Consider the following 14,859-nt stretch of genomic DNA (forward strand, 5'->3'; position numbering starts at 1 on the left):
GATGGATACGGCGACCAATGCAGGAGAGGTCCATGCTCATCTTGTTCGCGATGTTTGTGAGGGCAACTACAGCCGCATCGCGCGCACGCTCGCCACTTCCTGCTATTGCCCTTGATGAGCGGACGCTCTCGTCTTAGAGCCGCTCAATGGAGCGATGGTACCGAACAGTCCATTGGTCTCCTTGTTAGGGCCTGCCGAGAAGTACAACGTGTCCGGACTCGAGTTGCGGCCGCCACCGAGTGTCAGAGCCCACAATCCGTCGATAGCCAGCGGGTTGCCGTATGGATTCTCCAACTGATCGACAAACGTACCGTCATTGTTGAAGACATTGATTCGGCCGTTGCCGAAGTTGCCAATCAGGATCTTGCCGCTGAAGCGGCCGAATGCAAACGACGCGCGCGTGACTCCCCAGGGCGAGTCGAGCGTCCCTCGGCTGGCGAAGCGGCGCAGCAGGTGGCCGTCGGTATCGAATACATCGACGAATCCATGACCGTTACCTGCAACATCGTCATGCCTCTCAGCGTTCTGCTGGGCATATGTGACGAAAAGGTCCCCATCGATGTTCGCAATACCAAACGGCGCGTAGCCAGCTGGGATGTTCGGATCGGTGAAGTTGCCGTCCGTCGTCGCGGGCATGAACAAGCCCTTCGTACCGCCGCTTGGCCCGAATACATCGATCCGACCCGAGCGAAAGTTCGTCGCAAACAGGAATGCTCCTTTCTCGTTCACACCGAAAACGAGACCCTTGTAGACGGCCCCGTTGGCGGCGGATGGAGAGGACGAGTTATCCACCGCGATCACCGCGTTGTTCGCCGGATTCAGCCCGCCGGCCCAAGCGGAAATCGTGCCGTCCTCGGTCGCGAATATAAATGCGGCCGGGATAGTGGTACCCGGCACGAGAAACGCCGGTGAAGGATTCCACACGATTCCGGTCGGCGCGGCAGGCGTGGCATTGGCTGAATTGTTGGCAAGGACGGGATGACAGGAGGTGGCCGGTATGACATTGCCTGGCAGCGGGATGGAGACCTGCAACGCCACCTTTGCCCCTTCTCCGTCATACAGCGTGGAGCAGCCTGTCGCATTGTCGTTGACCCAGAATGGACTTGCTGCCGGACTAAAGGCAATACCCCAAGCGTTCTGTAATACCCCGTCGACCTTCGGGGCAGCGCCTGCCAGGTTGGACACGAGTGGTGTGACGACGTAAGCATCATCGTCAGCGGCATGCCCGATTGTGAAACCGGCCGCGAGAACGATTACGGCCACTGCTTTGAGACCCCACGAGACCTGCGACATGGTCACCCTCCTTAGTCTGACTGGTGAGAGATTGTTCCGCGAGTTGGTGCCGCAGGTGGCTAAACGACCGCTGTCCTGCAAATATTCCCCTGTTCTTCAAAAACCTCCACTTGTCATCCGGTCGTATGGCGCGACAGGGGTCCACAGCAGCTGGTTCAACAAGATCACGATGGGTTGCGGAAGCACGGTGCTTTTCTGCAAATGCGCTTGACGAGCATGCTGTTGCAATTGCCGCAATACGCCTCCGAAGTCGACCGTGGGAAAGATTCTTCGCTGCGAGATGCGCTACGTCGAATGATGGCGGTACGGAGCGATGAGAGAGTGGCGCGTTGGTGATCCAGATAGCATGTCTGCGAACCGTTAAGCCACTCGAATCGTTTGGGCGCGCCAGCACAGCGCGCACCAGAAAGCGACTTCCCATGCGACATCGGGCGGAATATTTCGATGCCCACTCACGTTCTATCAGCGAGGTTCGCCAGCACTGGCGAGCACGGGTCCGTCATCAGCGATGAATTCACGCGCGCAATGCGTGCAAGCCTGCTCGTGCCGTTGCGTGAAGGCGAAGCTATGAGCGCCGCGATAAATGGTCTTCAGCGGCCACGACGATGACGAGGGTTCTTACCCATGCATATTGGTGAACGTGCCTGCTTACGCGCGGCGGTCATCAAGAGAACAGTTGATCCACGAGCTTTCGGGGCCGGTGAATCCCGCACTGTGGTTCGATCGGTCTTGCGGCAATGTAGCCCTTTCGAGGAGAAACATCATGATCGACAGAAACCATACTGTGTACGTGCTGGCGGCGATTGCGCTCGGCGTTGCGCCGCTGAGCAGCAATGCGGACGAGACGATCCATGTCAAGCTCACGGACAAGATGATTCAGCTCGATCCCGGCACAGCGAGTGCCGGGCGTGTCACGTTCGAAGTGAACAATGCAGCGAGCGGCGACACCGAACATGAGTTCGTGGTGCTGAAGACAGACATGGACGACGCACATCTGCCTGTCCACAAAGGCCAGGTCACGGAAAGCCGGTTCAAGAAAATGGGCGAAGTGGAGGACCTTGCACGCGGTTCGACCAAGCGCCTGTCATTGAAGCTTGCGCCAGGACACTACGTGCTGATTTGCAACAGACCGGGACACTATGAAATGGGCATGCACACATCGTTCGTCGTTGCGCGCTGAGGCGAAGCACGCCTGTTCCGCTTTTGCGGCGGATCGATAGCACTTGGCTCAATGGCTTCGTACCTGCTTCTCACGTCACTTAAATTCAGAACCTTAAGTTAACCTTAAAGAGAACGACGAGAAAGTTTCCATTGCCAACTGCAGCTTCTCGAAACCACCTGCTGCGCTAGAGCGTGAGAGGCACGCATCGTGCGGAGATCGCAGCACATCGGAGAATAAATAGTTTGTTGTCGACGACCATCATCCGACTTCGGAGATCTTCCAGGCGCTGCATGGAAGATCCCCGTTCTATCAAAACGATTACTGTGTCTTTGCTGCCTGCTCCCGCGACAAAAGCCGCTGCGCCTGAAGGTCACCGCGACCTGCCTCTTGTGCAGTCTGGACCGACGTCTCGCTTGCCTCGAGCATTGCGGCTCGTCCAGCATTGCTGATGCTCACCGTGTAAGACGGTGACGATGGAGTTGATGAAGACTTTGTGTCGGCCGGTTTCGTATCTGCTACCGATTGTGCGCTTTGGGTAGTACTGGTCGATTGGGCCATACTTTGCCCGATAGACTGGATTGACATATTCCTCTCCAAGAATTACGCCGTATTGGCAGATGGTCTATCGGCTTCTGAACTTTCAGCTTGAGAACTATATTTTTTTGAGATCGAGTCGCAGATAAGCGTGCCTTAACATTTGGCAATATTCGCCTCTAGCGCCTGCGCAGCGCTGGCTAATTTTGCTAGCGTAATTTCGAGCAGTCTCCATCGTAAGCAACTCGTTATCCGCTTCGCCGCCTGGTACGAATTCACCGACGTGACCCAGAATCCGTCGACCTGTTTCTATACATTCGCTGTACCTTCCGCCGGACTATCCCATCCTGCACAAGTTGATAGCGCCGATGGTTGCAGTCGACCGCCGGACCGAGCCGCTCGTCAATATCAGTTCAGTTATGATGTCTGCGGGCCCTTGCTCTTACACGGAGGCGCCAGAACCCTGATACAACGATCGTCCGACGACAGTGTTACATGCAAGTCAATAATGCCCGACGTTGGGCCCCACATGGTCCGCGCCGCTGGATCGTCGCTGCGGCAGCGCTGGCCGTCGCCGCTGTTGTCCGGCTGGTGCTTCATCCACTGCTTGGCCCGATCATGCCTGGCACGGCATTTCTGATTGCAGCAGTGCTGATCGAGTACTTCTGTGGCCTTACACCTGCGCTTGTCGTAATGGTCAGCGGATTGTGCCTCGCGGACTACCTGTTCGTTCCGCCTTACGGCCGCCTCGATATATTCGATCAGTCCGACATTGCATTGCTGGTGTCTTATCCGCTGATCACGTTACTGGTTATCACGCTGGTTGAGCGCTTGCGCCGCTCGCAATTCCGCGCCGAGTTACTCGCCGCGGTCGCACAGTCGCGCTACGAAATGCTGCTGCGCCACGACAATGAGCGCGTGCTCGCGCGCCATGCGACGAACGAGATGCACCGCATGCTGCATCACATCGCGCAGCACAGCCGTGAGCTGATCCTGATTCAGGCGCTGGAGAACAAGTCGTTTAGTGCGCCAGACATGGACGAAAGTGCTGCTTTCGGATCAGGCAGTGCGATTGGGGAAGGCATCGCGCCAGGTCCACGACACGCGGACGTTCACGACGACGATATTCAGCGCATCAGTAGCGGACTATCGCCCGGTCACTACCGGATCCGCTTTAAGTCGGGCGAACGTCACTGGAAACCCGTCGATTGCGTGTGCGAGCGCTTCACTACCCACGCCGGTGACTTTCTCGTGCTGCGCATCGAAGATTGATGATTGTGATCGGTTGACGGGAATCAGTACGCCGTAAAGAGCGCCCTCATGCGAAACGCCTGCAAGGACGCTGTATCCGGTCCAGTCGTATAACCGTCGAGGTGACTTCGTCACGATGGTTCTGGGCGTTCAGGAGGCAGCCGAAACCATTCGGCAGATGCGCATAACATGACACGCCAGCACCGTGCCAAGCAGAGACGGCGCGCTCCTCATCGCCCGACCTGGTGAGCCGAAAACGCTTACGACCCGCCGAAGAACACCGGCTTCATCCCACTCGTGCTGGCCGGACGGCCCATCTGCGACGAACCGGTGGTCGCAGGGCCGTAGCCGCTGCTCTGGCCAGCCGCACTTGCGTCGGTGGCCTGCATATTTGCAGGAAAGTCGACAGTATTCGCATTGGCCGGATTGTAGCCGGCTTGCTGAAGCTGAGCGATCTCTGCTTGCACTTGCGCGTGGGTCAGCGCCCCGTCCGACTGCGCCAATGATGCAATTGGCACACCAATCACGGCAACCGCGCAAACTGCGTGGACTAACGTCTTCATAATGGCCCACCTCTTGGTTAATGGCTCCGGCTGACTTGCGCATAATGTTTCGCGGTCAGTCCATCAAAGAATAGGCGAGGAACCATACAGTAGTCGTTCATTCATCGAATGTGGATTTCGGCGAGACGCTCGTGGCGCCTGTCGAGCCGATTCCGGTGTTCATGGTTGCTCAAGCTCATCGCGTGGAAGGACCGGCGCACGCGTAAGACCAGCCGGACAGGCAAATATCCCTCATCCGGGCTCCGGGATAAAATCGGCGTGTGGAATAAGGCGTCGTCGCGCCACGTTTACGAGTATGTCGATGCCTGCGTTCGCGATGAACCGCGCGACGCGTCCGCGATGCATCGGCATGCTTGGCATCTTCGTTAATAGCGCGGTTAATACCTCGCTGGATATCCCTCCGCGGGACTTCCTGCGAGCTTCGCCAAGAGAAATGACCATGAAGCGACTTCGAATGATTCTTGCGTGTCTCGTTTGCCTCGGAATGATCGTGGTTTCGGGATCCGCGGCTGCGGGCGACAAGAATCAAGGCGGCAACGGCGCATCTGGCAGCACAACCAATTCCTCAGATGGCGGTTATTGAGCGCCGCACGCCGAACTGCGCAGTCCGCCTATAACGGGTGCCGGCCGAAAACTTCGGCGTCATGCGAGACATTGTTGTGCGATACGGACCGGACGGTGATCGACGCCAACCACGCCACGCTTCGGTAGACGTCAACCGCCCCGGCGCTCTTATCCAGTAAGACGGCGGATGCGTCGATTTCGTTGTCCGCATTGCACGAATCGAACTGGCGTGCGGCGTGGGTGCGCATCAACCTGAAACACGTCCCGCGCGATTGCCGGGTCATCCACGTTCTCTGCAGATTCCTTGCCACAAAAAAATACCCACCGCCAGGTACGGCCGGTGGGCATTAATTCGCACCAAAAGTCAGGGATAACCTGCAACTTCTGGAACAATCGAATATTGCATTGAGTCTGGCGACATGGCAGTCCATGCGCCCGTAAACGAACAGGTGCTATGTTCAGTTTTAAGCGCCCGTCATGTCATCAGATGCGGCGCATCTCACCCCGCATTCACAGCGTCCTTGAACCCCTTGCCTGCTGTGAACTTGACGGTCTTCGCTGCCGGGATCGTGATGGCCTCGCCCGTCGACGGGTTGCGACCCGTGCGTTCGGCGCGAGCGCCCGTCGAAAACGAGCCGAAACCAATCAGCTGGACGGTATCGCCACGCGTCACTGCTGCCGTCACGACCTCGAGGATGGCATCAATCGCGCCGCCCGTACTAGCCTTGCTTTCACCCGTGCTCGCGGCGACGGCGTCGATGAGTTCCTGTTTGTTCATATGTGTTCTCCCTAAAAAAACTTCCGCTGAATGCGGGCTGGCGTCACCCTAACGCAGGTATGAGGTAGAAAGCAACTACGAGGTTCACGCGACGGTGTCGTGAGCGGAAGTTTATCGTGGAAAGCGCGTCGACTTCTGGATGACGCGTGCGGACCTGCGCCCCGCTTCTATAAGCCGCTTTCTGGCGAAAGCTAAGCGAAAATGGAGAAGCGGCTGACGGTTAGTTGCACGCCGTTTTTCGCTGATTGGCGTATTGCATCTATCCGCGCTGCGCCTTTCGAAGGCGAAAGGCAATGAAAGCCTCAGATCGGTGAGTATCGTCGCCTTGTGCCGTTACGCGTGCGGCCAAGGCACTGAATTGACACCCCGTACAAGATGTTCTTCATCACACGCCTGTCGCAGATATTGCGTTGCAGGCTGTATCAATCGTCTTGTTGGTGTCGATGTGTTCATCGGCCGTGTGCATGGGGCGTACGGTGACATTCGTATGCGCGTGCATAGTTCAGAGTTTTGCCAGATTGAGCGTCGGTGGCTTCACGGGATCACATTCCTTTGCAGGGTGCCGACGACCAGAAGGAGCTGATCATGAAATCGTTCGTTTTCACAATCGCGGCAGCCTCAGCGTTGGCAATGCCGATCGCCGCCTTCTCGCAGACCGATGCCACGGCAACGCGAGCGCAGGTACGTGCAGAACTGCAGCAATTGGAACAGGCAGGCTATGATCCCGCGAAAGGCGAAAACCCCAATTACCCTGCAGATATTCAGGCTGCTGAAGCGCGTGTGTCGGCAGCCAACAGCACGACTGGATATGGAGGAACCGCTTCTGTCTCGTCCTCGTCCGGATCTCGGGCAACGACCCATCCGGCCTCCGGAGACGAAATGCGCCAGATCTACTTTGGCGGACAGTAAGCCAGCCAACAACACCGGCCTGCTATGAGCTTTCTTCGGCTGTAGCACGCCGCGAGCGATCTGCCATCAGCATGGACCGGCCTGATCGTCGACAGACGATCAGGCCATTTCTTGTTAACGCAGCCTCCTTGCCGGACCACAGTCGATCGTCATGGGAGGCGCTCACGGCTTCATCGATGAACCGCTATTTGTCCGCCAGAGAAAACTCGATGTCCTGCGCGCCTTCCCACAGCACGAGTTTGCCGAACGCCTCAAGATGCTCATGGCCTTCGAGCAACGTAAAGAAGTGGTTGCCGGCAAGCTGACCCATTTTGCTCGCAAAGATCGAGCTGCCGTAGACGAACAGGAATTCAGTTTCGCTGAATCCGCCGGGATACAGAAGGATATCGCCGCGTGATGCGTGGCTGGTGTGATTTTCAAACGCGAGGCCGGTATCGAAGTCGCCCAACGGGATCCATACGGCTTCGCCGCTCCAGCGGGAATGAATCACTTTGTTCCTGAACGGCAGCAATTCAATGAACCGCTGGCAGGTGCGCGGTGCCTTTTCTTCTTCCAGCCGGCCGACGAAGCGGAACGGGCCGGCGTTCACGATGATCTTTTTCATGTTGTCGTTGAGAGTCGAGTACGCGATGAGGGCCGCCGGTCCTTGCCGACCGGGTGGAATTGAAAGCCGTTTCATGTGCAATTTGACGCTGTTACAGACGACTTGTCGAGCATAGTGACTATAGCTTGAGCATACGTGACAGTGTCCCGACCTGCTTTACAGGCTTCCCTAAGACGCTCCTGCACCCTATCGCTTCCGCCTGCGTCCGCTTGCCAGCGCGCGCTGAAGCGCCCCAAGTCCTTTGCGTATGTCCTGAACGCCGTCGAACAAAAGAAGTTCGAGATGGTCACTCAAGGTTTGCGTCATATCACGATAGTTCGCGAGAGCCGGCGACGGGATTGTCTGGATCTGCCGGTCATTCGCGAGTCGATCGATCATTGCAATGACGCGGTTGCGTTGCTTGACGTAACGGTCTTCCGCAACGCTTTGGCGCGCACTTCCCGCAGCCCCGTGTAGCACGAAGTATTTCGTGAGCTCGGACGACGTCAGTGTCTCGATGGCCCGCCATGCCCACCTCGCAGCAGATTCCGGATTGCTCGCTGGAATCGCGAGCAATGCACCGCCGAGCGGCGACAGGGGCACCATGTCCGATGCGTAAGTCGGATGAAGCTGCAGTCCCACGCGCCCGCCCTGTTGCAGCAACGCGTGACTATCGAGCACGCCGTAGCGGTTCGACCAGTGGTAGCACATAGCCGCCTTCCCTGCACCGAACAACCGCGCATTGCGCGCCCAGTCCAGACTACTCACACGAGAAGGAGAAAATGGAACCAGCGCGCGGAGGTATTCAATGACGTGTCGCCCCATCTCCGTATCGACCTGCAGGACGCCATCATCGAATTCTGCTGCGCCTTGCGCGCCGAGAATTTGCAGGAACGTTTCCGCGATCGGCAACCCCGGCGCTGCACTCCACGTAATGCCCGCACGCCCGAGGCGCGGCCGATGCATCCGCTCTGCGATACGAAGCACATCGTCGAAACTGCGAGGCGGGTCGAGTCCTTCCGCCTCCAGCAAGTCCTGCCTGTACCATAGAAAGTCCACGGTAGGCTGCAACGGAATGGCGTATAGCTTTTTGTCGAACCAGCTTGCCGCCCAAATAGCTTCGTAGAAGTCCGCTCCAGAAAAATTGCTTTCGGCCTGCAGGTTCTCGAGTTCAAGCAGATGTCCGTCCTTCGACAATTCCGCGAGCCAAGGGAACGGAATCGCGATGAGCAAGGGCTTCGTTTCATCCCGCGTGGATTTGTCCGTGAGCACCTGATCGAGCCTGGCGCGGTAGTCGACCTGCGGAAACGTCAGTATCCGCACGCTATGACCGACGAAGCGTTCGATATCCGGCCGGTTGCGCTTGAGGATGTCGAATACGGGGTCTTCGTAAGCGACGAGCGTCAACTCCACGATATCGTTGAACCCGGCACTCGCAGGATGCGGCCATGCAACGCCAGCATCACCTGCGCGACTGAGGTTGACGGCGTCAAAGCGATCAAGCGTGCCATCAGCCGTCGCGCCAACGATCATCCGCACCGTCTGCTCGGTGATTCTGTCCACGCGATCGAGCAACCATGCCGACGGGACGATGGTCGCCCGGCTACCCAGGCCCGATGTCGCGCGAAACTCGAGCCAGCCTTTCGCTTTCAAGGCAAATATGATCCGGCGCGCGCTGGTCCGCGGCAGTCCGGACAGATCGGCAAGTGTGGTGATGCTCACCGGCTGATCTTGCAGATGGCTCTGCAAGAGCGCTGACAGAACGGGCCAGACGGCCTGCGCCTCATCGCCGAGTTCACTGCGCAATATCTCTCCCGCCCGGTCGAGCACGGCGATGGCCGCGAGCCGGTCATGGGCATGCATAGCGTGTCTCCGTCCGGAAGAGTGTTCGTAAGCCAATGATAAACATGACAATAACCATTTTGGCGATTTTATTGCGGCGTTCGCGTGCTGCTCCTGCCCTACGATTCATCACAGACCGAAACCCAACCGGCGATGGACGAATCGAAACAGGAGACGAGCATGAAACGAACAGCAAAGCTGATCGCCGCGTTCGCGGCGTTGGCATTCAGTGCTAGCGCACTGGCGGCGGGCGCGAGGTTTGTCGTCGTGTCCCACGCGCCCGATGCGGACCCGTTCTGGAACGTGGTCAAGAATGGCATTGCCGATGCCGGAAAGGATTTCGACGTTTCCGTCGACTATCGCAACCCGCCGAACGGCGATCTCGCTGACATGGTTCATCTGCTCGACCAGGCGGCCGCGCGCAACTACGACGGCGTCGCCACCACGATCGCCGACTTCGATGTCGTGCGTGGCCCCGTGAAGACGATCGTCGCGAAAGGCATACCCGTCGTCACGTTCAACTCCGGCACCGCGAAACAGAACCAGCAACTAGGCGGCCTGCTGCACGTGGGCCAGCCGGAATATCTCGCGGGAAAGGAGGCTGGGGAACGCGCGAAAGCTGCCGGTATCAAGCGCTTCCTGTGCGTCAACAACAACGCGACCAATCCCGATTCATTCGAGCGCTGCCGTGGCTTCGCGGAAGCAATCGGCGCCGACTTCAAGACCTCGACGCTCGACTCCGGGAATGATCCCATCGAGGTCGAGAACAAGGTATTTGCAGCGCTGCACAAGCAGCCGGACACGCAGGCGGTGTTGGCACTCGGCCCGACATCGGCGGTGCCCGCGATGCGCGCCATTCAGAAGCTTGGCCTCACCGGCAAGATCTGGTTCGCCACGTTCGACATGACGTCGGAAGTCGATAAAGGGATCAAGGCGGGTGCGGTGAAATTCGCGATCGACCAGCAACCTTACCTTCAGGGCTACATCCCCATTGCGTTGCTCGCGCTGATGAAGCAGGAGCACACGCACGATATCCAGAAGGCAATCGCCACCCTGCAAGCCAATCCGAAATTTCAGCAACGTATCCGCACCTATGGACTCACGCCGCGCTTCCAGGCGAGCGGTATCGATACGGGACCCGGCTTCGTCACGCAAGAGAACGTCGGTCTCGTCGACAAATACGCAGGACAGTACCGTTGAATACACCACTGCCGTGCGGGCCGGCGTGTCACGCATAGGTCCCGGTTCACAGCGCCAATCATTGAGAGGGTCACCATGTTTCAACTGGCCGTATGCGCGGAAATGGTTTTTCGCGATCTCCCGTTCGCTCAGCGCGTGAGAAAGATTGCCGAACTCGGGTTCCATGTGGAGATCTGGGACTGGACCCGACATGATCTTGCCGAATTACAGCAGACAGGCGCAAGGTTCTCTTCGATGACGGGATATATCGAAAGCGACCTGATTACGGAAAGCGGGGCTCAGCGGCTAGTCGAAACGGCTGAGCAATCCATCGAGGCAGCGAGGCGCCTGCGCTGTCCTCGTTTGAATCTGCATGGTACGGGATTAGATAGTCAAGGATTGCCCGTGAAGCCGACTTCATCTGTGACGGGACCGATGTGGCTCGCCGCCGCGCGTACGCTGACTCGCATGGCGGAACTCGGGCGCCGCGCAGAAGTGGTGTTCTGCCTTGAGAACCTCAACACGGCCGTCGATCATCCGGGTGTACCGTTCGCCAGAGCCGCCGACACGCTTGCTCTCGTGAAGGCAGTCGACAGTCCGCATCTGCGCCTCAACCTCGATCTTTATCACGCGCAGATTGGCGAGGGCAATCTCATCGAACTCGTCCGAAGTGCATTGCCCTTCATTGGTGAAATCCAGGTCGCCGATGTTCCGGGACGTTGCGAGCCGGGCACGGGAGAAATCAATTACCCGGCAATTGCTCGGGCACTGTCACAAGCCGGATACCGTGGCACGGTCGCGATGGAGGCATGGGCCAGTGGCGACGATGAGCTTGCATTGCAACGGTTCCGGGACGCCTTTTCGATCTGACCTTACGAAGTCAATAGCCGTGAAACCGGACCTCTCGAAACATCACGGCCCATCGCTAACCTTCCTTGAATGGAACGATCTTTAATGCTAAACGTTGCCCTGCTGGGCGCCGGCCGGATCGGCCAGGTGCATGCCAAGTCCATCTTTGCGAATCGCGACTGCAAGCTCGTCGCGGTGTCCGACGTCGTCGCCGATGCGGCACACACGCTTGCCAGTCGATATGGCGCGGAGGCGCGTTCTGTCGACGCTATCCTTGGCGATTCCGCGATCGACGCCGTGCTCATCGCGACATCGACGGACACCCATTCTGACCTCATCGAGCGAGCCACGGCCGCGGGCAAGTGGGTCCTGTGTGAGAAACCCGTCGACCTCTCGCTGGAGCGCGCGCTCCAATGCCAGGTCAGGGTCGCGAATACAGGCAAGCGCGTCATGATCGGCTTCAATCGCCGTTTCGATCCGAATTTCGCGGCGCTCAAGCATGCGCTCGACGCTGGAGAAATTGGCAAGCCCGAACTGCTGTCCATCACATCTTTCGATCCGGCTCCGCCGCCCGTTTCCTATCTCAAAGGATCAGGCGGATTATTCCGCGACATGATGATTCACGATTTCGATATCGCCTGCTGGATGATGGGTGGAGCGCCGACGAAAGTCGTAGCGGCAGGCTCATCGCTCGTGGATCCAGAAATCGGCGCGGCCGGCGATGTGGACACGGCCGTGGTCACGCTGACCTGGAAAGACGGGCGCATTGCCGTCATCAAAAACTCTCGCCGCGCCGGATATGGATACGATCAGCGCATTGAGCTGCTGGGTTCGCAGGGTCTGTTGTCTGCCAGGAACGTCCTCGAAAATACCGTCGAAAAAATCACGAGCGAAGGCACGCTAACTGCGAAGCCGGTGTACTTCTTTCTGGAGCGGTACATGCGGGCTTACGAAGCGGAATGGGCCGCTTTTGTCCAGGCAGTCAAAGACGACTCCGCTATGCCCGTCACGCTTGAAGATGGCATCGCGGCACTCGCCTGTGCGGAGGCCGCGGCACGATCTGCGCGGACCGGGGAGATTGCGACGATCCTGCCGGACATGCTCTCGGCACGATGAGCCCGTCTGGCAAGCTTGATGGACCGTGCCTGTCTCACTGCAAAAAAGATCTGACAGGAAACGGAAAGCGTTCACAAACCTCACGACGTCGAGCTATCTGACAAATCGACCGTACGCAATGCATCTCCTGATCGCCCATACCTACGTTTTTGAGGTTTGACGAATTCCCGAAATCATCGATGCTACTGGGAGTGTCACGCACACTTCCAGACCATTGCCTGGCCGGTTGGCAAGCTTGATATCGCCTCCATGGGCGCGTATTACGGCCAACGCTGAAGTCAGACCAAGCCCCATCCCGCCTGTTGAACGGTTTCGGGATTGCTCGACCCGGAAGAACGGACTGAACACCTGCTCCAGCGCCTCAGCGGGAATGCCGGGGCCTCGATCACTGACGAGCAGCGTTACGCCTGTCGGGTCGCAGGTCAATTCCAGATCGGCGCCTCCTCCCCATTTCACGGCGTTGTCGACGAGGTTCATGCATGCGCGTCGCAACGAAAATGGTCGTCCGTTTAACGCGAAACGGGCTGGTCCGGCGTACCGAACGGGTGCTCCTTGATCGCTATAGTCGTCTGCGATGGTTCGTAGCAGTCCAGCGAAGTCAAAAAGCGTCGCTTCTTCGTCCTTGTAGTCGTCCCTGAAAAACGACAAAGCAGAGTCTGCCATTGCCTGCAAATCGTCTACGTCACGGAAGAGACGCACCCTCTGTTCCTCGTCTTCGATGAATTCTCCCCGCAGGCGGATCTTTGTAAGAGGCGTCCGCAGATCGTGTGATATCGCTGCCAGCATCAACGTGCGGTCATCAACAAATTTTCGGAGCTGCGCCTGGAGTGCATTGAATGCCTCGATCGCTGAACGCAACTCTTTTGGACCGGCTTCGTTGATCGGGCCAGCTCGAGGGTCGCCCCCTATCTGACGAAGCTCGTTTGCAAATTGCCTGATCGGTCTTGCCAGAAAGTAGGTGGCAAGCATAGACGCTGCGAGAATCAGCAACGCAACGGACACAAGCGTTGGCGCCAGGTTGGTGGGTAAAGGGTTCTCCCACGGACGACGGTTCTTGATGAATAGTATCCAACTGCTGTCGCGTAGCTGAACAGCCATGAAATAGGCATTGGGATGCGCAACCCGATCAAAATCCATCCCTGTGGACAACTGATCCGTCGAGGTAAAAATCATCGTGTGACGCTCGTGTCCGTTGTCCCAGAACCGGGCCATCGCGTCTGGATACCGACGGTGCGGATCTGCTGCCGCCAACCGTTGGGCAATTGGGGCGCCAGGTTGATACCAATACGTCTTGTCCGCAAATGTAATCGTGTCAGCCAATTGCTGGCGGTAGTTCGGCGGGGCTACTTCGATCATCCGGATAGCATCGTCGGCTCTATCCAGTCCGGCATTCTCTGCCGGTGACGGACCTAGAAAGCGGTCAAACAGCACACTGAAGACAAGCACACTAACAATCGCGGCACCAACGGTGAGTGCTATACGCCATGCGATTGTGTCTGGTACCCGGAGCTTGATACTCATCCGCGGCGAACCAGTGGCGTGAACATATATCCCCCTCCTCGCACGGTTCGAATGACAGATTCGGCATCCGTGTCCATATCAAGTTTGCGGCGAAGTCGGGCCACCTGAACGTCGATGCTTCGATCGTAGACTTCGCGCGCCGAACCTCGAGCCAGATCGAGCAACTGGTCTCGGGTCAGCACCCGTTGCGGATGCTCCGCAAACACAAGCAGAAGATCGAATTCTCCACTGGACAGTATGGTCAGCGTGTTGTCTGCGGATCGGAGTTCGCGCCTTGCGATGTCGAGCCGCCATCCGGCAAACGAGAGTACAGGTCTTGTTGGCGTTCCGATTGCCACTGCGTCCATTTGTGTGGTCCGTCGCAATACCGCTTTCACCCGCGCCAAAAGCTCTCTTGCGTCGAACGGCTTCACCAGATAATCATCGGCACCGATTTCCAGTCCGACCACCCGGTCCACATGGTCGTCAACTGCGGTCAGCATGATGACCGGTATTTTCGATGTCGCGCGCAACTGCCGGCAGAGACTGAAACCATCCTCTCCCTGCAGCATGACGTCCAGGATGACGAGGTCAATGGCGTGTTGCTCGAGTGTGGCGAACAGGGTTTCTCCATTCGTCGCAACGCTAACCTCGTGGCCATGTTTGCGAAAAAACCCCGTCAGCAAGGACCTGATGTCCTCTTCGTCGTCAACCACCAGAATGTGCGGCATATAAG

Annotated in this window: 14 protein-coding genes; 7 read left to right on the forward strand and 7 right to left on the reverse strand. The window is 57.9% G+C overall.

The features are described 5' to 3' along the window. Nucleotides 1–102: 102 nt before the first annotated feature. Nucleotides 103–1,293 (reverse strand): TIGR03118 family protein, encoded by a 1,191-nt coding sequence (locus tag BLT65_RS26645; protein WP_091782934.1) that lies wholly within the window; start codon nucleotides 1,291–1,293, stop codon nucleotides 103–105. 763 nt (nucleotides 1,294–2,056) lie between these two features. On the opposite strand from BLT65_RS26645, the gene BLT65_RS26650 reads away from it, so the two are divergent. After that, nucleotides 2,057–2,473 (forward strand): cupredoxin domain-containing protein, encoded by a 417-nt coding sequence (locus BLT65_RS26650; protein WP_007732384.1) that lies wholly within the window; start codon nucleotides 2,057–2,059, stop codon nucleotides 2,471–2,473. Between the two features lie 1,011 nt (nucleotides 2,474–3,484). Further along, nucleotides 3,485–4,261 carry a DUF4118 domain-containing protein gene (locus BLT65_RS26655; RefSeq protein WP_042309442.1) on the forward strand — a complete coding sequence of 259 codons (777 nt, stop codon included), beginning with the start codon at nucleotides 3,485–3,487 and terminating at the stop codon, nucleotides 4,259–4,261. A 239-nt stretch (nucleotides 4,262–4,500) separates the two neighbouring features. Here the strand turns inward: BLT65_RS26655 and BLT65_RS26660 are convergent, their stop codons facing one another. Next, nucleotides 4,501–4,803: a DUF4148 domain-containing protein gene (locus BLT65_RS26660; RefSeq protein ID WP_042309443.1), complete on the reverse strand. Its 303-nt coding sequence runs from the start codon at nucleotides 4,801–4,803 to the stop codon at nucleotides 4,501–4,503. Nucleotides 4,804–5,104: 301 nt separating this feature from the next. Between BLT65_RS26660 and BLT65_RS26665 the strand changes: the two genes are divergently transcribed. After that, nucleotides 5,105–5,386 (forward strand): hypothetical protein, encoded by a 282-nt coding sequence (locus tag BLT65_RS26665; RefSeq protein WP_143036558.1) that lies wholly within the window; start codon nucleotides 5,105–5,107, stop codon nucleotides 5,384–5,386. A gap of 480 nt (nucleotides 5,387–5,866) precedes the next feature. Here BLT65_RS26665 and BLT65_RS26675 read toward each other — a convergent pair whose 3' ends face one another. After that, nucleotides 5,867–6,145 (reverse strand): HU family DNA-binding protein, encoded by a 279-nt coding sequence (locus BLT65_RS26675; RefSeq protein WP_042309450.1) that lies wholly within the window; start codon nucleotides 6,143–6,145, stop codon nucleotides 5,867–5,869. Between the two features lie 585 nt (nucleotides 6,146–6,730). Here BLT65_RS26675 and BLT65_RS26680 point away from each other — a divergent pair. Next, on the forward strand, nucleotides 6,731–7,054 hold the full coding sequence (locus BLT65_RS26680; protein ID WP_091783196.1) for a DUF4148 domain-containing protein: 324 nt from the start codon (nucleotides 6,731–6,733) through the stop codon (nucleotides 7,052–7,054). A 184-nt stretch (nucleotides 7,055–7,238) separates the two neighbouring features. Here BLT65_RS26680 and BLT65_RS26685 read toward each other — a convergent pair whose 3' ends face one another. Both BLT65_RS26685 and BLT65_RS26690 read right to left on the reverse strand, forming a co-directional pair. After that, nucleotides 7,239–7,658, reverse strand: coding sequence for a DUF3830 family protein (locus BLT65_RS26685; protein ID WP_091782944.1), 420 nt, complete (start codon nucleotides 7,656–7,658; stop codon nucleotides 7,239–7,241). Nucleotides 7,659–7,844: 186 nt separating this feature from the next. After that, entirely contained in the window at nucleotides 7,845–9,500 is a 1,656-nt protein-coding gene (locus tag BLT65_RS26690) for an extracellular solute-binding protein (RefSeq protein WP_091782948.1), read from the reverse strand. A 159-nt stretch (nucleotides 9,501–9,659) separates the two neighbouring features. Between BLT65_RS26690 and BLT65_RS26695 the strand changes: the two genes are divergently transcribed. The 3 genes from BLT65_RS26695 to iolG all read left to right on the forward strand — a co-directional run bounded on the left by BLT65_RS26695 (nucleotide 9,660) and on the right by iolG (nucleotide 12,623). Beyond that, nucleotides 9,660–10,679, forward strand: coding sequence for a sugar ABC transporter substrate-binding protein (locus BLT65_RS26695; protein WP_042309580.1), 1,020 nt, complete (start codon nucleotides 9,660–9,662; stop codon nucleotides 10,677–10,679). Between the two features lie 75 nt (nucleotides 10,680–10,754). Further along, nucleotides 10,755–11,528 carry a TIM barrel protein gene (locus BLT65_RS26700; protein WP_091782954.1) on the forward strand — a complete coding sequence of 258 codons (774 nt, stop codon included), beginning with the start codon at nucleotides 10,755–10,757 and terminating at the stop codon, nucleotides 11,526–11,528. A gap of 84 nt (nucleotides 11,529–11,612) precedes the next feature. Beyond that, complete coding sequence (gene iolG, locus BLT65_RS26705) at nucleotides 11,613–12,623, forward strand: inositol 2-dehydrogenase (protein WP_091782957.1); 1,011 nt, start codon at nucleotides 11,613–11,615, stop codon at nucleotides 12,621–12,623. 141 nt (nucleotides 12,624–12,764) lie between these two features. Here iolG and BLT65_RS26710 read toward each other — a convergent pair whose 3' ends face one another. Beyond that, entirely contained in the window at nucleotides 12,765–14,144 is a 1,380-nt protein-coding gene (locus BLT65_RS26710; protein WP_091782960.1) for a sensor histidine kinase, read from the reverse strand. After that, nucleotides 14,141–14,854: a response regulator gene (locus tag BLT65_RS26715; RefSeq protein WP_091782963.1), complete on the reverse strand. Its 714-nt coding sequence runs from the start codon at nucleotides 14,852–14,854 to the stop codon at nucleotides 14,141–14,143. The genes BLT65_RS26710 and BLT65_RS26715 overlap by 4 nt, the downstream gene beginning before the upstream one ends. Nucleotides 14,855–14,859 lie beyond the last annotated feature (5 nt).

The sequence above is a fragment of the Paraburkholderia steynii genome (genome assembly GCF_900100565.1).
GTDB classification, from domain to species: Bacteria; Pseudomonadota; Gammaproteobacteria; order Burkholderiales; family Burkholderiaceae; genus Paraburkholderia; species Paraburkholderia terrae.